The 22,552-nt window shown below is 43.6% G+C and carries 21 protein-coding genes; 16 read left to right on the top strand and 5 right to left on the bottom strand.

Annotation, left to right across the window (positions count from 1 at the left end; genetic code table 11):
• Nucleotide 1: 1 nt before the first annotated feature.
• From DSM107010_RS10495 to dapF, 3 genes are all read right to left on the bottom strand, one after another.
• Nucleotides 2-628: a hypothetical protein gene (locus tag DSM107010_RS10495; RefSeq protein WP_106167851.1), complete on the bottom strand. Its 627-nt coding sequence runs from the start codon at nt 626-628 to the stop codon at nt 2-4.
• A 104-nt stretch (nt 629-732) separates the two neighbouring features.
• Nucleotides 733-1,197 carry a MarR family winged helix-turn-helix transcriptional regulator gene (locus DSM107010_RS10490; RefSeq protein ID WP_015156762.1) on the bottom strand — a complete coding sequence of 155 codons (465 nt, stop codon included), beginning with the start codon at nt 1,195-1,197 and terminating at the stop codon, nt 733-735.
• Nucleotides 1,198-1,268: 71 nt separating this feature from the next.
• Nucleotides 1,269-2,108: a diaminopimelate epimerase gene (gene dapF / locus DSM107010_RS10485; protein ID WP_106167850.1), complete on the bottom strand. Its 840-nt coding sequence runs from the start codon at nt 2,106-2,108 to the stop codon at nt 1,269-1,271.
• A 181-nt stretch (nt 2,109-2,289) separates the two neighbouring features.
• Between dapF and DSM107010_RS10480 the strand changes: the two genes are divergently transcribed.
• A complete protein-coding gene (locus DSM107010_RS10480; RefSeq protein ID WP_015156760.1) occupies nt 2,290-2,523 on the top strand; it encodes an Hfq-related RNA-binding protein in 234 nt (77 codons plus the stop codon).
• Between the two features lie 59 nt (nt 2,524-2,582).
• Here DSM107010_RS10480 and DSM107010_RS10475 read toward each other — a convergent pair whose 3' ends face one another.
• Nucleotides 2,583-4,910: a cation:proton antiporter domain-containing protein gene (locus DSM107010_RS10475; RefSeq protein WP_015156759.1), complete on the bottom strand. Its 2,328-nt coding sequence runs from the start codon at nt 4,908-4,910 to the stop codon at nt 2,583-2,585.
• A 173-nt stretch (nt 4,911-5,083) separates the two neighbouring features.
• On the opposite strand from DSM107010_RS10475, the gene DSM107010_RS10470 reads away from it, so the two are divergent.
• The 5 genes from DSM107010_RS10470 (at nt 5,084) to DSM107010_RS10450 (ending at nt 8,857) form a co-directional block, all read left to right on the top strand.
• Nucleotides 5,084-6,067 (top strand): M23 family metallopeptidase, encoded by a 984-nt coding sequence (locus DSM107010_RS10470; RefSeq protein WP_106167849.1) that lies wholly within the window; start codon nt 5,084-5,086, stop codon nt 6,065-6,067.
• Between the two features lie 90 nt (nt 6,068-6,157).
• The gene (locus tag DSM107010_RS10465; protein WP_015156757.1) at nt 6,158-6,703 is read left to right on the top strand and encodes a late competence development ComFB family protein; all 546 of its coding nucleotides are present in this window, start codon (nt 6,158-6,160) and stop codon (nt 6,701-6,703) included.
• Nucleotides 6,704-7,023: 320 nt separating this feature from the next.
• Nucleotides 7,024-7,212, top strand: coding sequence for a hypothetical protein (locus DSM107010_RS10460; RefSeq protein ID WP_015156756.1), 189 nt, complete (start codon nt 7,024-7,026; stop codon nt 7,210-7,212).
• 237 nt (nt 7,213-7,449) lie between these two features.
• A complete protein-coding gene (locus DSM107010_RS10455) occupies nt 7,450-8,109 on the top strand; it encodes a sigma-70 family RNA polymerase sigma factor (RefSeq protein WP_015156755.1) in 660 nt (219 codons plus the stop codon).
• A 166-nt stretch (nt 8,110-8,275) separates the two neighbouring features.
• A complete protein-coding gene (locus tag DSM107010_RS10450; protein ID WP_015156754.1) occupies nt 8,276-8,857 on the top strand; it encodes an anti-sigma factor family protein in 582 nt (193 codons plus the stop codon).
• A gap of 87 nt (nt 8,858-8,944) precedes the next feature.
• Here DSM107010_RS10450 and DSM107010_RS10445 read toward each other — a convergent pair whose 3' ends face one another.
• Nucleotides 8,945-9,376 carry a gamma-glutamylcyclotransferase family protein gene (locus DSM107010_RS10445; RefSeq protein WP_106171653.1) on the bottom strand — a complete coding sequence of 144 codons (432 nt, stop codon included), beginning with the start codon at nt 9,374-9,376 and terminating at the stop codon, nt 8,945-8,947.
• 183 nt (nt 9,377-9,559) lie between these two features.
• Here DSM107010_RS10445 and leuS point away from each other — a divergent pair, with 183 nt between their 5' ends.
• From leuS to DSM107010_RS10395, 10 genes are all read left to right on the top strand, one after another.
• The gene (gene leuS / locus DSM107010_RS10440; RefSeq protein WP_106166760.1) at nt 9,560-12,169 is read left to right on the top strand and encodes a leucine--tRNA ligase; all 2,610 of its coding nucleotides are present in this window, start codon (nt 9,560-9,562) and stop codon (nt 12,167-12,169) included.
• A gap of 112 nt (nt 12,170-12,281) precedes the next feature.
• The gene (locus DSM107010_RS10435) at nt 12,282-13,502 is read left to right on the top strand and encodes a 1-acyl-sn-glycerol-3-phosphate acyltransferase (RefSeq protein ID WP_015156751.1); all 1,221 of its coding nucleotides are present in this window, start codon (nt 12,282-12,284) and stop codon (nt 13,500-13,502) included.
• 611 nt (nt 13,503-14,113) lie between these two features.
• Nucleotides 14,114-14,572, top strand: coding sequence for a cupin domain-containing protein (locus tag DSM107010_RS10430; protein WP_106166761.1), 459 nt, complete (start codon nt 14,114-14,116; stop codon nt 14,570-14,572).
• Nucleotides 14,573-14,600: 28 nt separating this feature from the next.
• Complete coding sequence (locus tag DSM107010_RS10425; RefSeq protein ID WP_127022932.1) at nt 14,601-15,725, top strand: DegT/DnrJ/EryC1/StrS family aminotransferase; 1,125 nt, start codon at nt 14,601-14,603, stop codon at nt 15,723-15,725.
• A gap of 149 nt (nt 15,726-15,874) precedes the next feature.
• Nucleotides 15,875-17,095 (top strand): glycosyltransferase family 4 protein, encoded by a 1,221-nt coding sequence (locus tag DSM107010_RS10420; RefSeq protein ID WP_158631765.1) that lies wholly within the window; start codon nt 15,875-15,877, stop codon nt 17,093-17,095.
• 455 nt (nt 17,096-17,550) lie between these two features.
• Nucleotides 17,551-19,146, top strand: coding sequence for an S-layer homology domain-containing protein (locus DSM107010_RS10415; protein ID WP_015156747.1), 1,596 nt, complete (start codon nt 17,551-17,553; stop codon nt 19,144-19,146).
• A 24-nt stretch (nt 19,147-19,170) separates the two neighbouring features.
• Nucleotides 19,171-19,761, top strand: a complete 591-nt coding sequence (locus DSM107010_RS10410) for a hypothetical protein (protein ID WP_106166764.1) — start codon at nt 19,171-19,173, stop codon at nt 19,759-19,761.
• 125 nt (nt 19,762-19,886) lie between these two features.
• Nucleotides 19,887-20,720 carry an ABC transporter permease gene (locus DSM107010_RS10405; protein WP_015156745.1) on the top strand — a complete coding sequence of 278 codons (834 nt, stop codon included), beginning with the start codon at nt 19,887-19,889 and terminating at the stop codon, nt 20,718-20,720.
• A 16-nt stretch (nt 20,721-20,736) separates the two neighbouring features.
• On the top strand, nt 20,737-22,011 hold the full coding sequence (locus tag DSM107010_RS10400; RefSeq protein WP_106166765.1) for an ABC transporter ATP-binding protein: 1,275 nt from the start codon (nt 20,737-20,739) through the stop codon (nt 22,009-22,011).
• A gap of 31 nt (nt 22,012-22,042) precedes the next feature.
• Nucleotides 22,043-22,549, top strand: a complete 507-nt coding sequence (locus DSM107010_RS10395; RefSeq protein WP_106166766.1) for an acyltransferase — start codon at nt 22,043-22,045, stop codon at nt 22,547-22,549.
• Nucleotides 22,550-22,552 lie beyond the last annotated feature (3 nt).

Here is a 22,552-nt window from a genome sequence, read left to right as displayed (position 1 = left end):
CTTATTTTTGAAAATCATTTATCAATTTTTCAGAATAGTACTTGCTTTTCAAAAGCCTATCCAAGGTCATAATGCTCAGCGCCCCCGTGATACATACGCCATAGAGGGGAATAAGCACGATCGGATAAGTAATTACATTCCTCATTAAAGGATCGTTCAGTAGAACATTAAATGTGAAACCGGTACCAACCGCAATCGCAAAATCTAACATTCCAAAAATGTGAAATACAAGATACTTAGTGTAACTTTCTCTTAAGAACAAAATAATTGGTACTAATAAACCTACTGCTAAATCTCCAAATTCTGCGTCGATAATAAACTGTTTGGGCAGCAAATTTTGGCTTCCATAATCGAAAAATACTATTGCTGCAACAATTCGCCATACATGATAAATCGTGAGATGTTTGAGGTCAATAGACCAAATATACGACCTAAAATCTTCACTGAAATAGTACGCTAAAACTGGAATAGTAATACCTGCTATCACTAACAGTGGAACCCAGATTGTATTAATGTTTGAGAGAATCCCAAAATATCCCGTAACAAATACGGCGGCACCCCAAATCGTTAATACTAAAACAAACCAGCGTTCTGTCGTTTCGTTCTTAACGTTACTCTTCGTACTCATGTAGACTCCTTGTGTTGAATAGAATGCTAAATGTAAGTGGTATTTTCATTTAAGTGTATATACACTTAAATAGAAAGAACGAGCGCATGTGCTTTTTGGTACAATTAGTTCTCATACGCTAAAGAAACAGTATCATTCAAAGCAATCAGTAAGGAATTCCACTGTTGTTGACCTAATCCATCAATTACAGAAGTTTGCGCCCGTTCCCACAAAGGCAATGCTACAGCCAATGCATTGCGACCTTTTGCAGTCAGAGAAACAACCCGTATCCGCCGATCCTCACCTGGCTGAATAGCAACAAAACCTTCTCTTTCTAGTGGCTTCAGATTGCGCGTCAACGTTGTTCTATCCATAACTAAGAGATCGGCTAGATCGTTGATCGTTCCTGAACCTGCTTGAGCGATCGCTACTAATATCGTAAACTGAGTGATTAACAATCCACTCGGCTTGAGCTGCTCGTCAAAGAATTGCGTCACAACGCGAGTGGCTTTGCGGAGATTAAAACAGGTACAGGTATTAGCAACATTGCCTAACTGAACTAAATTGAATTGGGCGTTTTGCTCTGACATATTTTTAGTGTATATACACTTATTGGTAATGTCAAGCCATAGAGATACGCGATTGGGTTTTTGCGGTCAGATTACTCGATCTTCCCCGCAAACACGCGCTCTGCCGCACCCGTCATGTAAAGTTTTTGGTCGTGCGACCATTCAATTTGCAGACAGCCACCTGGAAGTTCTACAGTAGCAATGCGATCGCATTTTCCTGCTAACACTCCAGCCACCAGGGAAGCACAAGCACCCGTACCGCAGGCTAAAGTTGCCCCAGCACCGCGTTCCCAGACCCGCATTTTCAAGTAATCTCTGCCTGTAACTTGAATAAATTCCGTATTCGTGCGCTGGGGAAAAACTGGATGATGTTCAAACTGGGGTCCGATCTCCTCTAGGGGAATAGCAGCCACATCATCAACAAAGGTAATACAGTGAGGATTACCCATGCTGACACAGGTAACTGACCAAGTCTGACCTGCAACGTTTAGAGATTGGTTAATAACTTTCTCTCCAGCAGTGACAAGAGTTGTCGGAATTTCCTCGGCTAACAATCTTGGTTCTCCCATGTCTACCTTGACCTGACCATCAGCAGTGAGTTGGGGAACGATGATACCAGCTAAAGTATGAATGCGGAGGCGAGAGGTAGGATTCGTGCTTCCCTCTAAATCTGCTAAAAATTTGGCAAAACAGCGAATTCCATTACCGCACATTTCCGGTTCCGAGCCATCAGAGTTGAAAATCCGCATGGTGTAATCAGCACCGTTGGTTCCAGGTAGTGCAAAGATGACACCATCAGCACCAATCCCAAAATGGCGATCGCATAATTTGACAGCTTGCTCTGGCGTAACGATTGGTTCGCTAGAGGCACGATTGTCAATCAAAATAAAATCGTTACCTAACCCGTGATATTTAACAAATTCGATAGTCATGTTTAGAACAGTGAATAGGGAGTAGGGAGTAGGGAGTGGGTCAACAATTCCTGACTTCCGACTCCCCATTTTTAACTTTTAACTTTTAACTTTTGACTTTTGACTTTTGACTTCTCCAATGACAACTGAAAGCCCAATCGAGGGAACTATCAATATATAGGAATTAAAGTTAAGTATAAACATGGCTAGCGACTACGATACAGCATTACCTAGTATTCGGCAGGTACAATCTCTGATCAAAAGTCAGATTGTCGTAGAAATGAAACTCATGACAGGCGACTCGCTGACGGGTAGATTAGGCTGGCAAGATTCTAATTGCGTTTGCCTAATTGATGAAAGCGATCGCTCCACTACAATTTGGCGACAAGCGATCGCCTACCTCAGACCGAGAGTTAGGGAAATAAGAGACGAATAAGTGGTTAGCAGCTGGCGATTAGTGACTAGATATTCTAGCCACTAGCCACCAGTTACTAGTCACTCCCGCCAACTATCCAACGGCAAATACTCCCGCAAAGCTTCTGCTTCTATAGCTTTCACCACTGGTACGCTGGAGAGCGGACTTGAAGTGACGGCTAGCAATTTTTGCAACTGTGTCATTGCCAAGTAACCGCCGCACAATAGCAAGCGATCGCCTGCCCGTAAAGCCATATTGCCATCGGGAAACCGCAGAAATTTACCGTCGCGGCGAATGGCTTGGACTTGTATGCCAAAACGACGGCGAATGTCGAGATCTCCTAGAGTTTGACCGATCGCGGGGCTATCAGCAGCTACCATCAACCAATGACAAGCAGCATTGGCTTCTGGTACAGTTGCCTCGCTTTGAGCCAATTCCTCTAAAGCGGCTAATTCTTCTGCTTCTCCCACTAACAATAGGCGATCGCCCTTTTCCAACATCGTCTTAGCATTGGGATAATCGACCTCTTGCCCGTTTGCCCGTTTAATTGCCATCAAACTCACCCCCGTCAAGTAGCGCAAGTCCGCTTCTTCTAGCGTCATACCCGTGAGTGGCGAACCTGCTGGTAAGGCGTACCAACGGCTATTTAAATCTTGAGTAGCCTGCTGCAATTCGCGCGAAACTTGAGCCGCCGTCCGTTCTGGACGTAACTCTAGATAATGATGATTGCGAATTTGCTGCATTTCTTGCTGAATCGAAATCGGTGCTAAACCAATTTGTGTTAGCAAATGACTGGCTAGTTCCAAACTCGCTTCAAACTCGGGCTGTACGACCTCTCTCGCCCCCAACTGATAGAGTAATTCAATATCTTTATCCTTAGTTGCCCGTACTACCACATCGAGATCGGGCGATAATTCCAACGCCCGCTTCAGACACAGGCGGCTGCTCATCGGATCGGGTAGGGCGATCGCCAGCGACTTAGCTCGTTCGACCCCTGCCTTTTCTAATACGTGTAAACTAGCTGCATTGCCATATACATAAGGTACGCCCGCCTCGCGGACTTGCTGAATTCGGCTTTCTGATTGGTCGATTACGACTACGGGGCGATCGCGTTCTTGTAATAAGCGCACTAAGTTTTTCCCAACCTGCCCGTAACCGCAGACGACAACGTGATTTTGTTGAGGCGTGTTGGCTGAAATTTCGAGTGGTAAATCTTGCCCCTCGATGAATTTTTTCAACCAAGGTAATTCCAATAACTTTGGCACGAGTCGCAACACGAAAGGCGTAAGAACGAGCGTAACGGCAGTCGTACCCAAAATCAGCAGGTAGACGGGACGGGACACCAAACCGAGCGATCGCCCTTCACTCGCTAATACAAACGAGAATTCTCCAATCTGAGCTAATCCTAATCCCGCAATCAAAGCTGTTTTCAATGGGTAACGGAAAAGCATGACTAAGGGCATGACAATTGCAAACTTACCCACAAAAACCAAAGCCACCAGCCCTAAAATTAACTCCAAGTTTTGCCACAAAAACACGGGATCGATCAGCATTCCAATCGCGGCAAAAAACAGCGTCGCGAATATATCTCGCAGTGGCTCAACATAAGTTAGAGTCTGGTCGGCATACTCCACTTCAGAAATCATTAATCCGGCGACAAACGCCCCCATTTCAATCGATAGCCCCAAATGCTCTGTTAATAGAGCAATTCCCAGACACAGCGCTACGACTCCTAGTAAAAATAATTCTTTGCTTTCAGTTCGTGCCAACAGGCGTAATAGAGGAGGAATCAGCCAAATTCCTGCGGCAACAGCTCCGGCAGCAAATAAACCAATTCGCAGCAGTGCCGTTACTACCGCTATACCAATTAACTGCGGCGGTTGGTCTAGTGCGGGTAAAACTGCCAGCATCAATCCCAGTGCTAAATCTTGGACGACCAGAATTCCCAACATCACCTGTCCGTGAGAACTCGCCGTTTCGTTTCGTTCCATCAGGCACTTGAGGACGACAGCGGTAGAAGATAAAGATAAAATTGACCCCAAAAATACGCCCTTAGCAGGTAAGATTTCCCAAGCTCCTGCAACTCCACAGACCAACACCGTGACCAGAATTGTGAGAGCAATCTGCAATCCTCCTCCGCCAAGGGCGATCGCCTGCACTTTTTTTAATTCAGCAAATGAAAACTCTACACCCAAGGCAAACAGCAGAAAGGCAACGCCAAATTGAGCGAGAGTTTCAACTTGAACTAACTCCTTAATCAGTCCTAGTCCAGCTGGTCCTACAACCATGCCACCCAGCAAATAGCCTAGCAGTACTGGTTGACGGCACAACGCCGCCAGTAAGCCGCCGCCTGCCGCTACTGCCAAAACCAAAACCAAGTCAACTATTAATCTAAAATCTTCCTGCACAAACTTATAAAAGAACTATTAAGGTATATAAACTTCAGCATACAGAAGTTTTAAGTTTATTTGGGAGCGATTACAACATATCTACTTTTGTAAAAACTCGATACAGCTTTCATAGGGGATCGAGACCATAAAGTTAATCTAGTTGGTCAATCAGTCTGGACTTTTGCGAGTATATGAATCAATTAACAGGGAGCAGGGAGCAGAGAGCAGGGAGCAGGGAGCCGGAAAGCAAAGGACAAGGGAGACAAGGGAGCGGTCAACCAACTACCAGCTACCAACTACCAACTACCAATTACCAACTACCAGTTCTCCACTGCTTTTTACTCTCACTGGGTATTGCCTTAGTCTCAGCCTTACCAGCCCAAGCTTTGCAGGTACGGGTCGCTCCCACTAAGCCTCATTTAGGCGATACGCTGTCGGTAGTCGTCAGACCAAACAACCCCGATATCAACGTCAGCCCTATCGTGACTGTCAATCGCAAAACTTATCCAGCTTTCGTCATTGCTCCTGGTGTATTTCGCGCTTTTGTTCCTACCACACCTTTACAAAAAGTAGGAAAAAGAGAGATTCAGATCAGCAGTGAAGGTAAAGTTAGAAATATAGCCGTATGGGTGGCAAATCGTAAATTTCCCGTGCAGAGAATCAACTTTCGACCCGGGAAGGCTGGGCTAGAAGCAACCGAACTCGAACTGAGTCGAGTAGCAGCTTTTAAATCGCTCGTTACCCCGCAAAAATTTTGGAATGGTCCTTTTCTTAAGCCCAATCGCGGCAGAGTCAGTACGATTTACGGAGTGCGGCGCTATTACAATGGCAAATTTGCTAAAGATTACTACCATCGTGGCGTTGACTATGCAGGTCCGGTAGGTTCTCCCGTAGTTGCGCCTGCCGCAGGGCGAGTTTCCTTAATCGGTTTAGAATCTCAAGGGTTTCGAGTTCACGGTAATATAATTGGACTCGATCACGGTCAAGGAGTAACGAGTGTTTTCCTGCACTTAAGCCGAATCTATGTCAGAGAAGGAGATATTGTTAGAGCCGGACAACCGATTGGCGCGGTAGGTTCGACGGGGGCTTCAACTGGACCCCATTTGCATTGGGGATTTTACGTTCAAGGGGAAGCAGTCGATCCGACAACTTGGCGGGAACAAGGAATGAATTAGACTTAGGGTGCTAATTTTTGTGCTGTAGCAGGGCAAAATCAATCCAGGGTTAGTTTAACTATAGGAAAGCAAAATAGGTAAAGCAGCGTTATGAGCATTCAACAAATTGTCGAGCAAGCCCTTCAAGATGGCTATTTAACACCAGCCATGGAAGCAGAGGTGGGTAGAATCTGTGACACTGCTTCCGAGCTTTCCATAGAAGAGTATATGGCGTTAGATAAGTTGATGGGTTCGCTCTTGACTGGCGAAGTTGTAGCGGTGCAGCGCAAACAATTTATCAACGTCATGGAAGAGTTAGTGCTGACTGAAGTTATCGCACGGGTAGCAGAAATTAAAGTTACCAGTGGTCACAGTCTAGACGTAGGTGATATCGCTGCCTATGCACTCAATCGTCTTCCTCCCCTATATGCTACGACTGAAGAAGGTGCTAATTACCAGCGCCAGCGGGCAAAAGAAGAACTGGCAGCGCTAATTGTACAACAAATCGATGAAGCGATCGCCCGCAGCTTAGACCGACCCGAATTCTTCCCAGAACGCCAAGCCCTCGGTAAAAGTAGTGGTGGTAAAGAGGTAGTGAAACAAGTCAGTATGCTACTCCAAGCCTACGCACCTAACTTCGAGCAACAGATTTCTTAGCCAATCGCTCATTGCTAATTGCTAATTGCCAAAAACAAATATACAGACTGCCAATGACAGAGCGTAGATTGTCTTCCACCGTTAACGTGGGAGACAAATTAGTCTTGTCAATCGCTTGACGGAACTAAGTTTAATCTATCTTCATCTAAAGCCAAGAAAATATTAAGATAGTATTATGATTTGCTTCTATCTTAGGATGGAAATAGGCAAACTAGAAATATCTAAAGAATTCTGGCAATTAGATTTCAGTTGTTTCAAGTCGGCGCTCGGTTTTGTGACTGTAAGTGAAGTACAGCTAGTGGTTGTGGGGGACAAAGGCAATGTTAGAAAAGCTGATGTTAGCGATCGCAATTACCATGTGCGTCAAGTTGTTGCTTGGAGTCGGTGTACCGATCGGTCACGAACCTGCGAAGCCCAGTTATCGGGTCGTAGAAAATCCTAAATCCTCCTTAATGAAGGTCATATTTCCCCGCGATCTCCGACAGCAACTAGCTTTTAGGGAGTGGTAATGGGTAATTGGTAAGTGGCTAGTGGATAGTGAATAGTGAATAGTGGATAGAATCGCTTCCTTGTCTTCCTTGTCACCCATACCCCAGACCCCACACCCCATTTCAGCCCCCGGCTTCGGGAACATACTGGTATCAGATTCACGTCTCTAACTTGAGACAGATTCCGCTTTGCTGTAGGGAACTTCTGTAAAGTGGGGCAGTCTATGAATCGGGAATGTTTTCGAGCCATTGGCATTTATGAGTCAATCAATTCCTGTATGCTGGTCAACAGTTCACGCAACGGTTACTCCAGCGGCAGTGACAGTAGAAAAGCTATCCGATCGCGATCTCATTTTGCGCTGTCAGGCTGGGCTGCGTCCAGACAAGGCTGCATTTGCCGAGCTGTTACGCCGTTATCAGCCCCATGTAGAGCGCATGTTGTATCATTTAGCACCTGATTGGCAAGATAGAGCCGATCTAGCTCAGGAAGTTTGGATTCGCGTTTACCGCAACATCAAGCGGCTAAATGAGCCAGCTAAATTCCGAGGCTGGTTGAGTCGTATTGCCACCAATATCTTCTACGATGAATTACGCAAACGTAAGCGAGTTAAACATCCCTTATCTCTAGATACTCCCCGCGTCGCCGAAGATGGAGAGATGGACTGGGAAATCGCCGGAGATAATCCTAGCCCGGAAGAAGAGTTGACAACGCGAGAGTTTTACGAGCAGTTGCAAGAGGCGATCGCAGATCTACCCGAAGTATTTCGCACAACTATCGTGCTGCGAGAAATTGAAGGAATGCCCTACGAAGAAATTGCAGAAATTACCAACGTTTCTTTAGGAACCGTCAAATCGAGAATTGCTAGAGCTAGAGCTAGACTCCAATCGCAACTGCAAAACTATCTTAACGGTCAATAATCAATCAGTCTGAAGATAGACAGCAATGACACCAGAATATACGTTTGCAAGTAGATCGAAACTCTAACTCAAATCTTTAAAATCTTCAGAAATATCAGCAAACTCGGTAGCTTGGTGAAAAGACAGATCTAGGCATATCTATGAATAAGTGGGTGATGATGTTAAAATGACCTCTGATGAAAAACGTTGGATCGACAATCGCCCCGACTCAGGGGAAATAGATAAACACCATACTATTGAGGCAAATCAATTAATCGGTGCTATGGATATGTTGAAGCGCGATCGCTTCGAGTTACTGAGCGCATATCTGGACGGGGAAGTTACCGCTGCCGAAAGGCGAGAGGTAGAGACATGGCTAGAACACGATCCAGAAACCAAGCGGCTGTACGAGCGCTTGCTTAACCTCCGTCAAGGAATTGGAACGCTGCCAGTACCGACACAAGAACCTGTAGAACAAACTATTCAACAGGTCTATCAAAGGATACACCGTCGATCGCAACGGCAGGCAATCGTGTGGGGTGGTACTGCCATTGCAGCTGTGTTTGTAGGCGCGATCGCTACCCTACCAAACTCACCAATCGCACAACTTGCCCGACTCTCCAAAATTGAGCCACTTATGGTCGCTATCAACGACCCAGTGGTAGAAATCCCCAAGATCGTGATTCCTTCACCAAATGGTGAAAGACAAAATCAAAATAATCGACCAATAGAGCCACAACAACATCCACAAAATAAGAATTTTAATTGAAGTGAGTGTGAGTTGTGAGTGGCTATTGACTGGCGGCTAGCGATCGGAAAGGAATCTAGCCACTAGCCACTGATAACTGGTTACTGGTCACTGGTCACTGGTCACTGATTTGTGACTGCTCCACCAGCCGTCAGGAAGAAGAACGCCACCAAAAGTGCGTGCTTGTTCTAGGGTCATCAAGTACGTCCAAGCTTTACCTAAAGGCGCTAGAGAAGTATCGTAGACTTCTATTTGCTGCCGATAATACTCGTTTTCGGCGATCGCCCTTTGCGGGTCGTAATCCTCTAGCCAGTCAAGCTGCTGTAAAACATCTGGATTGGTAAAAGAAAGCAGAACTCCATAGACTTTGAAACTACCAGGAGTCATGGCTGGATATCCGAAAGGTAAATCGAATAGTTGACCCAAAGCGAGCGCTTCTCGTGCTGCCACTACATAATCCGCACAAAACTGTTGATAATTTGCCTCGCCAGGCTTGAGCGTACCATATACAAAGACTTTTATGATTTCGTCATTTGTCATCAGAGAACAGGGTGTAGGGTGTGGGGTGTGGGGTGTGGGGTGTAATGAGTGGTGCGTGGGAAGAATTCGGAATTAATGCGTGAATTTTGAATTTTGACTTCCCCATCACCAATTACCCATTACCCATTACCAGTAATTTAAAATATTGAGACAGACACGAACGCATCAATAGGAGTCTCATTCGTGGAGTCCCGTTATAATCCCGCAGCGATCGAGGAAAAGTGGCAAAAAACCTGGGTAGAACAAGGTATAGACAAAACTGAAGAAAACCAAGATAAGCCTAAATTCTACGCCCTATCCATGTTTCCGTATCCATCGGGTAGCCTGCACATGGGTCACGTTCGTAATTATGTGATTACGGATGTAATTGCTCGCCTCAAACGAATGCAAGGGTATCGGGTGCTACACCCTATGGGTTGGGATGCTTTTGGTTTACCCGCAGAAAATGCTGCCATTAAAAATAATATTCCGCCTGCCAAGTGGACTCAACGCAATATCGCCCAAATGCGCGATCAATTAAAGCGGCTGGGTTTGTCAATTGATTGGGATAAAGAACTTGCCACTTGTTCGCCAGATTATTATAAGTGGACGCAATGGATCTTCTTACAATTCTTGCAAGCTGGACTTGCTTACCAAAAAGAAGCAGCCGTTAACTGGGACCCCGTTGACCAAACAGTATTGGCAAACGAACAAGTTGATAGTGAAGGGCGTTCTTGGCGCAGCGGGGCAAAAGTTGAGAAAAAATTACTCAAACAGTGGTTCTTAAAGATTACCGACTACGCCGAAGAATTGCTGCAAGACCTCGACCAATTGACAGGCTGGCCCGAAAGAGTCAAGCTGATGCAGGCTAACTGGATTGGGAAATCTACAGGGGCATATTTAGAATTTCCCATAGTTGGTAGTTCGGAGAAAATCGGCGTTTTTACCACTCGTCCCGATACGGTTTACGGCGTTACCTATGTTGTTCTTGCGCCGGAACACCCTTTGACTCGTCAGGTGACAACGCCAGACAGAAAAGCCGCAGTAGAAGCATTTATCCAAGAGGTTGCAGCCGAAAGCGAATTAGAACGCACGGCTGAGGATAAACCCAAACGCGGAATTCCTACAGGTGGAATGGCAATTAACCCGTTTACAGGTGCAGAAATTCCGATTTGGATTGCTGACTACGTATTGTATGAATACGGTACTGGGGCAGTCATGGGAGTTCCCGCCCACGACACCAGAGATTTTCAGTTTGCTCAAGGTAATAATCTGCCGATTCAGGTTGTCATTGTGCCACCCAACAATGATGTAGAAACGTTACGTGTAACACCTCTACAAGAAGCATATACGGAACCAGGAATTATGGTGAATTCTGGTTCTTTTGATGGCACAGATTCAGTAAAAGGCAAACAAGCGGTCATTGAATACGCCGAGAAACAAGGCTGGGGTAAAGCCAGAATTCAATATCGCCTCCGAGATTGGCTGATTTCTCGTCAGAGATATTGGGGCGCACCCATTCCTGTCGTTCATTGTCCTAACTGCGGTATCGTACCCGTACCAGAAGCAGATTTACCCGTAAGGTTGCCAGAAGATATAGAATTTACGGGTCGCGGTGGTTCGCCCTTAGCGCAGTTGTCAAGCTGGGTTAACGTACCTTGTCCTACTTGTGGCACGCCTGCGAAACGAGAGACAGACACGATGGATACATTTATCGATTCGTCATGGTATTTCTTGCGCTTTCCCGATGCTACAAATGACAAACTGGTCTTCGATTCAGCACGAGTCAATGACTGGATGCCCGTAGATCAATATGTTGGAGGAATCGAACACGCAATTTTACACTTATTGTACTCGCGGTTCTTTACCAAAGTCTTGCGCGATCGCCCAAAGGGAGGTACTGAAGGCGATCGCAATTTACTCAACTTTGACGAACCTTTCCAACGCCTGTTAACCCAGGGTATGGTACAGGGATTAACTTACATGAATCCCAACAAGGCAGACAAAGATAAATGGGTTCCCACCTCAATTGTCAATGCCGACGATCCTCGCGATCCGCAAACGGGCGAACCGCTAAAACTTGTTTACGCTACCATGTCCAAATCTAAGGGTAATGGTGTTGCTCCAGAAGAGGTGATAGCCAAGTATGGGGTAGACACCGCTAGAATGTTTATTTTGTTTAAAGCACCCCCAGAGAAAGATTTGGAGTGGGACGAAGCAGATGTTCAAGGGCAATTTCGCTTTTTGAATCGGGTATGGCAATTAGTCACCGAGTTTGCCCAACAACCAACAGTAAAAGAAACATCCATCAAAAATCCAAAATCAAAAATTGAAAAAGATTTGCGACGGGCGATTCATACGGCAATTCAAGCAATTACCGAAGATTTAGAAGGCGACTACCAATTTAATACAGCCGTTTCTGAATTAATGAAACTCAGTAATGCCCTGGCTGATGCAACGTGCAAAGATTCTCCAGTGTATGCGGAAGGAATTAAAACATTAATTCTCTTGTTGGCTCCATTTGCGCCTCACATTGCCGATGAATTATGGCACGCGATCGCAAACCAGGAATCGGTTCACAAACAGTCGTGGTTGAAAGCCGATCCAGATGCTTTGGTAGCAGATGAAATGACATTAGTAATTCAGATTAATGGTAAAACTAGAGGCACAATTCAAGTTCCCGCTCAAGCCGATCGACAAATGCAAGAAAAGCTAGCACGAGAATCGGAACCCGCGCAGCGATATGTTGAAGGCAAGGAAATTAAAAAGGTCATCGTCGTACCTGGAAAACTAGTGAATTTTGCGATCGGATAATTGATAATTGCCGAGCGAGCTTTTGTAGGTGGGCATTGCCCACCTTTTTGATTTTAAATATATATACAATTAAATATACGGAAATGAATCGCTAAATTCATTGCAGTAAAAAATGAAAAATTACTTTTATCCTCCTTTACCTAATACTTGTTTGATTAACTTTGCTCAAGTTATTGCTCCAGTTGTTATCCCCTATTTTTTTCAATTTGAATTACGTATCGATCGCGAATCCATCGAAAAAATTCAGGCTTTAAACGAGCGAAGATTACTTTTATTGCCAAATCATCCCACATTTCAAGATCCAATTGCAATCTTTGCTCTTTCTGGTAAGGTAAACCAAAAATTTTACTACTTATCAGCATATGAATTATTTCAAGGATTTATGACTGGAATTTTTCAAAGATTAGGAGTCTATTCTATCCGGCGTGGTTTAGTCGATCGCCCCAGTATTGCAAAAACAATAGACATATTAATTCAACCGAATTGTCGTTTAGTCATATTTCCAGAAGGAGGATGCTCTTTTCAAAACGATACGGTTATGCCTTTCCGTGCTGGTGCTATCCAAATTGCTTTTCAGGCTATGAGTAAGCTAGCTAAGCAAGGAGAAATACCCGATCTATATGCTCTACCAGTTAGTATTAAATACCGCTATACACAAGATATGCAGAGAGTTATTCGTCAAACTCTCAACCGTTTAGAACAAGCATTAAGTATAGAATCTAGTCTCAAAGATTACGATCGCCTGCAAGCGATCGCACAACATGTTTTAGTCCGTATGGAACGAGAATATGAGATTTATTCACCTACTAAAGACGAACTAACCTGGAACGATCGCATTTCTCTGCTACGGATGCATATTTTAGAATCCTGCGAACAACAGCTAGGCATTTCTTCTAATCCTAAAGAACCAGTGCGAGAACGAACCTATAGAGTTGAATATGTACTAAAAACTCAAGTAGACACACTAGAGTCAGAAGCAACAGCAGAAACCGAAACTGCAACAGGCGATCGCGCTAATAAATATAGTTTAATTGAAAAATCAATTAAACGCTTGTTAAACTTTGATGCGATTTACGATGGCTACGTAGCTGAAAATCCTACACCAGAAAGATTTTTAGACACTCTCACTCGCCTAGAACGAGAAGTATTTGATATCGATAAACCCCCAGCTAAAGGATATCGTCACGCCAGAATTAAAATTGGAGAGCCGATTAATCTTAAAGATTTCTTTACCGAATATCAACGCGATCGTGCTAACACTGTGAATACTGTTACGCTCAAAGTTCAACAAATAGTACAGCAGAATCTTGATTTGTTAAATGGTAATTGGTAATTGGTAGTTAGTAGTTGGTAGTTGGTGATAGATGTATATCGTTGAGTTTTCTCGCTCGTTCGGTATAGTTATGGCTAATTACTTAAAATCTAATATAGTATCAATTATGTCAGCGAGGATGACATTCGCTAGTTGAGCGTGATAAGATTTACACATAAGTTAAACATTCATTCCGATGCGAGGAAACAGAAAATACTCTATGCTTTGGTGACAAGATCGAACTAAATATACGGTAAGTGACAGCACCTAAAAGAAACGTATTTCTGTAATTTTACTTGTATGAAATTATTTGGTTAGATTGTATGCAGCTCTAAGCTGCGGCAGAGTAACTATTATTACTTAGTACAAACAATACCTTACATCAACTGAATTAAGGGTATCTACTGGAAAAACTATCTCTTCATGCAAGCGATCGCTTTGGCATGGGAATTTTTCAAATATACATAGCAATTTGTGTTGACTTCAGGCAGATTTCGCGATCGTGCTAGACGGTCGATGGCTATCTTTGACTATCTTCACAGCAGCGTGAGTTGCGTGCATTACAAATGACATTGCTATAGCTGAGCGCGATCGCAATTATATCAACCATATATTTTATTTAGAACAGCAGTATGATCCGAGAAATTAAGTCCGAAAATATATTAATAGCGATGATTGTTTCTCATAAATTTCAAGCACCTGGAATTCATTTTTTTACTCTAGGTGATTTTTCTCAGCAATTAGCTTATATGCGTCATCCTGTTGGAAAAATTATTCCGCCTCACGTCCACAATCCAGTCAAACGGGAAGTGCAGTATACCCAAGAAGTACTTTTGATCAAAAAAGGTAAACTACGAGTAGATTTTTATAATGAGTCTCAGCAATATTTAGAAAGTTATATCCTCGAAGCAGGCGACGTGATTCTTTTAATTGCAGGTGGGCATGGCTTTGAAGTATTAGAAGAAATCGAAATGTTTGAAGTCAAACAAGGACCCTACGTAGGCGATCTAGATAAAACTCGATTTGTCGGAATTCAAACAGAACAAGCTCAGCTAGCTGACGATCGCTTACTCCTTGTTAATAATCAGTAACAAATGACAAATGACGAATGACAAACATATGCTTGATTATATTCCTGTCAACGAACCACTATTATATGGTAATGAAAAAAAGTATCTGAATCAATGTATTGATACTGGTTGGATTTCTTCAGAAGGACCATTTATTAAACAATTTGAAGAACAATTTGCGGCAAGAGTAGGACGTAAATATGGCATTGCTGTTAGTAATGGCTCCGTAGCTTTGGACGCTGCTGTATTAGCACTAGGTATTGGTGCGGGTGATGAAGTCATTCTACCTACTTTCACGATTATTTCCTGCGCGGCAGCAATTGTTCGTGCTGGTGCTATACCCGTTGTTGTAGATTGCGATTCTCATACCTGGAATATGGATGTGAGCCAGATTGAGGCTAAAATCACACCCAAAACCAAAGCAATCATGGTGGTTCATATTTATGGATTACCTGTAGATATGGAGCCAATACTTGCTTTAGCGGCAAAGTATAAGTTGCAAATTATCGAAGATGCAGCCGAGATGCACGGACAAACTTATAAAAATCGTCCCTGCGGTAGTTTTGGTAATATTAGTACCGTTAGTTTTTATCCGAACAAACACATTACTACAGGCGAAGGTGGAATGATTCTCACCGATGACGATCGCCTAGCTGAACGTTGTTGTTCTCTACGAAATCTATGTTTTCAACCCCAGCAGCGTTTCATCCATGAAGAACTCGGCTGGAACCTGCGGATGAGTAACATTCAAGCTGCTTTGGGTGTAGCGCAACTCGAAAGATTGGACGAATTCATTGCCCGTAAACGCCGGATGGGACAACGTTACACCGAGTTATTATCAGATATACCTGGCTTACAATTGCCAATCCCCCAGACTGACTATGCCGATAATATTTACTGGGTCTATGCATTAGTCCTAAAAGATGAAGTTCCATTTGATGCTAAAGAGGCAATGAGGCGCTTGCACCATCATCAAGTTGGTAGCCGTCCCTTCTTTTGGTCTATGCACGAACAACCTGTTTTTCACAAAATGGGATTGTTTGCTAAAGAGTCGCATCCAGTATCAGAAAATATCGCTCGGCGCGGCTTCTACATTCCTAGTGGTATAGCTTTAACTGACGAACAGATGGAACGAGTCGTCGAGGTCGTCAAAGAAATTTTGCGATCGCCATAATTTTTGCCAAATTAATTAGATAGTAGGGTGGGCATTGCCTACCCTATATTTGATTTTCATTTACAGCATTTCTTGCGTTATAGGAGATTAAATGAGGGTTGAAATTTTTTTATCAAATTTTACTCCTCAAATTGGGGGAGGCTTTACGTTTGAAAACGAAGTATTTCGAGCGATCGCTGAATTTGGTGGGACAAGCGGTCATACTTTTATTGTATATAGCTGGGACAAAAAAATTATCTCAAGCACCTTTATTAGGACAACATATTGAATATAGATCGCTGCATCACAGCGTCAAAAAACTATTACTGTCTCAATCGCTAAAACTTATCAAAGAACTATTTAAAAGACTACGGCAATCAAAAAACCTACTCGAACTTAACAGCGTATTTAAAGACGTAATTTTAGTCGCGATATTGGGTAAAGAAGTCGATCTAGTTTGGTATTTAGAACCAAGTACTCGCACAGTCGAAATTCCTTACATTACTACACTTTGGGATCTACAACATCGCGTACAGCCGTGCTTTCCTGAACTCAGTACCCAAGGACAATGGGACGAGCGAGAACAGTTTTACGCAAAAGTACTGAGGTGTGCTTCCATTATCGTGACTGGTACAGAGGCAGGTAGAGCCGAAGTCGAACGATTTTATCAAGTGCCATCTGACCGAATTAAGATCTTGCCTTTTCCCACACCTGAATGGGCGTTAAATGCTCCGCATAACGACGATCGCTACATACTAGAAAAGTACAATATACCGGAAAATTACCTATTTTATCCCGCACAGTTTTGGGCGCACAAAAACCATGTTGCCTTGTTGATGGCGGTTAAATGGCTGCGATCGCAATACAATTTAATTTTTCCCGTAGTATTTGTTGGCTCGGAAAAGGGCAACAAGCAATATATTCAGCAAGTTGTTGCCGATCTCGACTTATCGAGCCAAGTTCACTTTTTAGGGTTTGTACCGCAAGCTGATATAGTTCCCCTGTATCGCCATGCATTTGCTCTAGCTTTCATGTCTTTTTGCGGACCTGATAACATACCTCCTTTGGAAGCATTTGCTTTAGGTTGTCCGGTTGTGGCTGCCAACGTGTCAGGTGCTTTAGAGCAGCTGGGAAATGCCGCTTTACTAGTCGATCAGCGAGACGAACGGCAGGTTGCTTTGGCGATTAAGTCACTCTACGATGACCCAATTTTGCGACAAACGTTGGTACAACGAGGGTTAGCACGAGCGGCAAAATGGACGGGACAAGATTACGTCAAAGCTGGATTTGAAATGATTACTGAATTTGAATCGCTGCGGCGTTGTTGGAGTCAATACGGTTTAGTTAAAAGCGCTCGATCCTCAAATATCCCCCCTAGCCCCCCTTGTTAAGGGGGGTTGGGGGGGATCTTCTTATCTGAACTGTATTGCTGTTGGAGTAGCGTAAAACCTTACAATCGCTGAAGCAGGTAGGAGGCACGCAGAAAAGTTATTCTTCACTTACGTATGTAGGGGCGTGCAATAGATGTTGTACGCCCCTACGTATATATGAAGCTCATCCTGTGGATCTACTGATAGTAACTGCGATCGCTCCGTAAACCAAAAGTTAATTCCGTGAAACCACGCATGGGGATACGGAAAAAGGCGGCTAAACTTCGTTTGAAGTTGAGTTAGTTCAGGCTAACTTTTAACTTCTTCTAGATAGACAACTTATCTGAAAAATTAGGCTCATTTCATCAGTAAATTATGCCTCAAAGGTGTGTGAGGAGTTACTAACTCAAGGTAATTCCTGCGGATACGTCTGTCTTGAAGTTGGTAACTTTCTCTAGGTCATTGAGCTACTTGTAATGTGTATTATTAAAGCTGCTACAACCACTATTCTCTTAGCGACTCTTGCTTGTTGCGAGTTGAGCTACAAAGCCAATGCCAATCCTAGACCAATCGCCCAAAAACAGTTAGGCGATCGCGCTATGGCAGTGCAGCAAAATAGGGCAACTGCATTAGAACAGGTGTTGCATAATCAAAAGTTTAAAGCCTCCGATTTAGCGCAAGCATCGACTTTAAATGATATTCAGGGTAGCTGGGCGCAGAGCTTTATTGCCGGATTAGTCTCGCGAGGTATTATTCAAGGTTTTCCCGATGGTAGTTTTCGCCCAGACGAACCAGTAACTCGCGCTCAGTTTGCCGCAATTGTCAGTAAAGCATTTCCACAACAATCTAACCGCAACGCGATCGCTTTCGTAGATGTACCGGAATATTACTGGGCAAAGGATGTAATTCAGACAGCTTACCAAACAGGTTTTCTGGCTGGATATCCCAACAACACTTTTTTACCGGAGCAAAACATTCCCCGCGTCCAAGTGTTGGTAGCTCTAGCCAACGGACTGAACTTGACTGCAAAAGCAGAATCTTCCACCCTGCTCGATACTTCATATCAAGACGCAGCAGAAATTCCCGACTTTGCCCGTAGTCCAGTAACAGCGGCAACAGCAAATCGCTTGGTCGTAAACTATCCCAGTAAAGATGTATTGCGTCCAAATCAAACGGCAACCCGTGCAGATGTCGCAGCATTTATCTACCAAGCTTTAGCTAGCCAGGGTGAAATGCCGCAACTGAGAGCTGAAGATCCGGCATCTGAATATATCGTTGGTTTGCAGCCAGCAACTCCAGCAGCATCCGCACCAGAACCACAGCCACTGACACCCGAGCAAGTCGCAAAACTGCGTCAGCAGTATCGCATCGAAGCGACACCGTTAACAGCTTTGATCAGACCGTCAGTACCAGGTGGCGGATCGAGTGTTGGTTCGCCCACGGCATTTGGTGCGGGTTGGGGTAGTGCCTTCTTCGGTACGAGCTTTCAAGGTAGAGCGCGCGATACTAGCAAATCAGATGGAGCGGCTTCATTTGGATTTGGTTTAGGCGATGCAAGTAGAGCTGTCGGTCTAGAAATTGCGGCTACAACTGTCGATCTGTATGGAAATACTTTCGGGGATGGGACTATTAGTTTCAAACTACATCGCCTCCTACCAGCAAACTTTGGAATTGCAGTTGGGGTAGAAAATGCAATTATTTGGGGCGAGACTGACGGTGGTAGCAGTCTTTACGGCGTAGTCAGTAAAGTTTTCAGTCTCACAGAGGATGCAGCAAAGCCTTTTAGTAAGATTACGACCTCAGTAGGTCTAGGTGGTGGTCGCTTCCGTTCCGAAGAGGACGTAGAAGATGGTAACGATACGGTTAATGTTTTTGGCAGCATGGGCTTGCAAGCAACTGAACAACTTTCCCTCATCGCAGACTGGACGGGTCAAGATCTGAACTTAGGTGTATCTGTCGTACCTTTCCGAAGTCTACCTATAGTCATTACTCCATCTCTTGCCGATGTCACTGGCAATGCTGGTGATGGTGTCCGATTTGTTCTTGGTGTCGGTTATGTCGGTCGTTTTTAAGTCGTGACGAAGGGAATCAAAATCATGAATGTTCAACGCCAGCTCTGTATTAGTTTAGCTTTAGGGTCGTTTCTGCTAGTTGGTTCGTTACCCGCTCTAGCTCAGAAGAACAACCAGTCAGATGTCACAGACTTTATTATCACTACTGGTGATATTGTTAGTGGTGCTTTTGTTCCTGGGAGGAATGGCGGTTTTAATCCTGCTGCTCAAGTTGCGATCGATCGGGCTGCTGCTGCGCTTAACGGTTTACTGGCAAAAGGAGCGATCGCTGGTATTCCCCAAGAGACGCAGCAAGCACTAGCAAGCATACTGACTGAAACTGGAAATCCTACCTTGGCTGTCACTCAATTCCAAAACACTTTAGTTGCGGCAGGCGCAGATTCAAAATTAGCGGCAGGGTTTGTCAAAAGTTTGCAAGGGCTAACTGCTGGAAATGTCATTTCTCCAGGTAAATTAGTAGGGGCTATAGAAGCCTACAATGCTTTAGTTAATAGTGGGAATGGAAACTTTTTGCAAGTTGCTGCGCCACAATTGCAAGCGGTAAAAGCAGCCCTATTACAACTAGCAGAAGCTTTGACGAAAGCTAATTCTCCAAAAGCTAATGCCCGCCCCTAGTTTTTTAGAGAACAACTTCAGAAGTTGCGATCGAAAAGAACATCAATCGTTTATGGGTAGGCTTCTAGCCTGCCTTTCATACAAGCTTACATTAAACATTTACTAAGTAATTACTCTGACTACTTGTGACAAACCACGGTCAATCTGAATTAATTATTGCAGCTGGTAGAACAGAACACCAGTACTGGAAAGATTTATGGCGCTACCGCGAGTTATTTTACTTTTTGGCTTGGCGAGACATTTTAGTGCGTTACAAGCAGACTGCGATTGGTATTGCGTGGGCATTAGTACGCCCATTTTTAACCATGATTGTCTTTACAGTCGTATTTGGCAAACTCGCAAAACTACCTGCTGAGGGCGCACCATATCCAATTATGGTGTTTGCAGCTATGTTACCTTGGCAATTTTTTGCTAGCGCTCTTGCAGAATGTAGCAATAGCCTCATTTCTAATGCTAATTTGATTTCCAAGGTTTACTTCCCCCGTTTAATTGTGCCTGCTAGTGCAGTTGTTGTCAGTTTTGTAGATTTTCTAGTTTCAGGCATGATTTTGTTAGGTCTGATGGCATGGTATAACTTTATTCCTTCCTGGCGAATTTTAACACTGCCATTATTTATGGCGATCGCTTTTGTCGCTGCTATCGGCGGCGGATTATGGCTATCAGCATTGAATGTTAAATACCGCGATTTTCGCTTTATCGTGCCGTTCATCGTTCAGTTCGGTTTGTATATTTCTCCGGTTGGATTTAGTAGCAGTATCGTACCCGAACAATGGCGTTTGGTTTATTCACTTAACCCAATGGTGGGTGTTATTGATGGTTTTCGTTGGGCAATTCTTGGTGGAGAAACTCAACTCTATTGGCAAGGATTCATGTTGTCTGTCGGATTAGTCGTTTTACTATTTGCTAGTAGCATTTGGTATTTTCGCAAGGTAGAGCGATCGTTTGCAGACGTAATTTAAGTCAGAATTTTAAAGTATGGCAGATTCAGTAATTCGCGTCGAAAATCTAAGCAAGAAATACATTCTCGGTCATCAAAAGCAAGAACGTTACACCACACTCAGAGATACGCTGACCGAGCAAGCTAAAGCTTTTCAAAGTCGCTTTTTAAAACCTCGCGATCGCCACACTTATAATCCAACTCGCGAAGAATTTTGGGCATTAAAAGACGTTTCTTTTGAGATTAAACAAGGTGAGGCTATTGGTGTCATCGGACGCAATGGTGCAGGAAAATCGACACTATTAAAACTTTTGAGTCGTATTACTGAACCTACTAGAGGAAATATAATTGCTAAAGGGCGAGTAGCAAGCTTGCTAGAAGTAGGAACGGGATTTCACCCCGAACTAACTGGACGAGAAAATATTTATCTCAACGGTTCTATTTTAGGCATGAGTAGAGCCGAGATTAAGAAAAAGTTTGATGAAATTGTTGCCTTTGCTGAAATTGAAAAGTTTTTAGATACTCCTGTCAAGCGTTATTCTTCTGGAATGTACGTTCGCCTTGCTTTCTCTGTTGCTGCTCACTTGGAACCAGAAATTTTGATTGTGGATGAAGTTTTAGCAGTAGGCGATTCAGCATTTCAAAAGAAATGTTTGGGGAAGATGGGCGATGTGTCAAATAAAGAAGGACGCACAGTTTTATTCGTCAGCCATAGTATGCAAGCTATTGCCCAACTAACTAAGCGTTGCATACTACTTTCCCAAGGAAATATTCAATTTGACGGTCACAGCGATAAAGCAGTACGGTTATATCTATCTGAGCAAAAAAATGATTCTGAAAAACTTCCTTATTACCAAGCTCCTGCAAACAAAATAAACAACTATATAGCCTGGGCGCGGGTGCATACTTCTGAAGAACAAGGAATTCACTGCTGGGGTAAATTCATTACGTTCGAGTTTGCATTACATATCACTCAACCCCATGAAACTTTGTGGTTCTCTTTTAATGTAGTTAATGAGTTGCAACAATCTATTTGTATTTTCTGGTTTTACGATGCTAAAGCTCCTTTTCGCCGAGAGCCAGGAGATTTTATTGTGCGATGTGAAATCCCAAAGTTTAAGTTATACATGGGTTCGTATACTATAACTACATGGTTGTCTGAAATTCGTAGCAATACCGTATTAGAAAATATCTCTAATATTTGTCCTTTTGAAGTCACTATGCACGGTATTGAACGGGAAGAGTGTCAATGGCAATCTCATGAGTGCATGTATTTAGAAGAAGCAGTTTGGCACAGTGTGGAAAAGAATTGATTCTATATTGAGAGCGATAGGTAGATAAGAAATGCCAGTCAAAGATGATGTAAAGTTTGGCAAAAATGTGAGTATTTTTCATCCTCAACTTGTGAATCTTTATGGTTGCACAATTGGTGACGATACTAAAATTGGTACTTTTGTAGAGATTCAGAAAAATACTGTTATAGGGAGTCGGTGTAAAATTTCATCTAACAGTTTTCTCTGTGAAGGTGTTGCGATCGAAGATGAGGTGTTTATCGGTCATGGAGTCATGTTTACTAATGACCTTTATCCGCAAGCCACAAATGAAGATGGAAGCTTGCAAACTGAAGCTGATTGGAGTGTAGTCAAGACTTTAGTAAAATGCCGTGCTTCTGTTGGCAGTAATGCCACTATTCTACCAGGCGTAACTATTGGAGAAAAAGCGATAGTTGGAGCTGGTGCAGTAGTAACTCGTGATGTTCCTAACTATGCAATTGTAGCCGGAGTACCTGCGCGTATCATCGGTGACGTGCGCGATCGCTCTCAAAACTTAGAATTGGTGCTTGACAGTTGATAT

The organism is Chroococcidiopsis cubana SAG 39.79 (genome assembly GCF_003991895.1).
Lineage (GTDB): Bacteria > Cyanobacteriota > Cyanobacteriia > Cyanobacteriales > Chroococcidiopsidaceae > Chroococcidiopsis > Chroococcidiopsis thermalis.
Note: the sequence above shows the minus strand (reverse complement) of the source record. Positions and strands in the feature narration are given on the sequence as shown.

Excerpts from the sequence above, each read along its gene's own strand:
- DSM107010_RS10495 (WP_106167851.1), bottom strand. The coding sequence starts at position 628 with ATGAGTACGAAGAGTAACGTTAAGAACGAAACGACAGAACGCTGGTTT.
- DSM107010_RS10490 (WP_015156762.1), bottom strand. The coding sequence starts at position 1,197 with ATGTCAGAGCAAAACGCCCAATTCAATTTAGTTCAGTTAGGCAATGTT.
- dapF (WP_106167850.1), bottom strand. The coding sequence starts at position 2,108 with ATGACTATCGAATTTGTTAAATATCACGGGTTAGGTAACGATTTTATT.
- DSM107010_RS10480 (WP_015156760.1), top strand. The coding sequence starts at position 2,290 with ATGGCTAGCGACTACGATACAGCATTACCTAGTATTCGGCAGGTACAA.
- DSM107010_RS10470 (WP_106167849.1), top strand. The coding sequence starts at position 5,084 with ATGAATCAATTAACAGGGAGCAGGGAGCAGAGAGCAGGGAGCAGGGAG.
- DSM107010_RS10465 (WP_015156757.1), top strand. The coding sequence starts at position 6,158 with ATGAGCATTCAACAAATTGTCGAGCAAGCCCTTCAAGATGGCTATTTA.
- DSM107010_RS10460 (WP_015156756.1), top strand. The coding sequence starts at position 7,024 with ATGTTAGAAAAGCTGATGTTAGCGATCGCAATTACCATGTGCGTCAAG.
- DSM107010_RS10455 (WP_015156755.1), top strand. The coding sequence starts at position 7,450 with ATGAGTCAATCAATTCCTGTATGCTGGTCAACAGTTCACGCAACGGTT.
- DSM107010_RS10450 (WP_015156754.1), top strand. The coding sequence starts at position 8,276 with ATGACCTCTGATGAAAAACGTTGGATCGACAATCGCCCCGACTCAGGG.
- DSM107010_RS10445 (WP_106171653.1), bottom strand. The coding sequence starts at position 9,376 with ATGACAAATGACGAAATCATAAAAGTCTTTGTATATGGTACGCTCAAG.
- DSM107010_RS10435 (WP_015156751.1), top strand. The coding sequence starts at position 12,282 with ATGAAAAATTACTTTTATCCTCCTTTACCTAATACTTGTTTGATTAAC.
- DSM107010_RS10430 (WP_106166761.1), top strand. The coding sequence starts at position 14,114 with ATGATCCGAGAAATTAAGTCCGAAAATATATTAATAGCGATGATTGTT.
- DSM107010_RS10425 (WP_127022932.1), top strand. The coding sequence starts at position 14,601 with ATGCTTGATTATATTCCTGTCAACGAACCACTATTATATGGTAATGAA.
- DSM107010_RS10415 (WP_015156747.1), top strand. The coding sequence starts at position 17,551 with ATGTGTATTATTAAAGCTGCTACAACCACTATTCTCTTAGCGACTCTT.
- DSM107010_RS10410 (WP_106166764.1), top strand. The coding sequence starts at position 19,171 with ATGAATGTTCAACGCCAGCTCTGTATTAGTTTAGCTTTAGGGTCGTTT.
- DSM107010_RS10400 (WP_106166765.1), top strand. The coding sequence starts at position 20,737 with ATGGCAGATTCAGTAATTCGCGTCGAAAATCTAAGCAAGAAATACATT.
- DSM107010_RS10395 (WP_106166766.1), top strand. The coding sequence starts at position 22,043 with ATGCCAGTCAAAGATGATGTAAAGTTTGGCAAAAATGTGAGTATTTTT.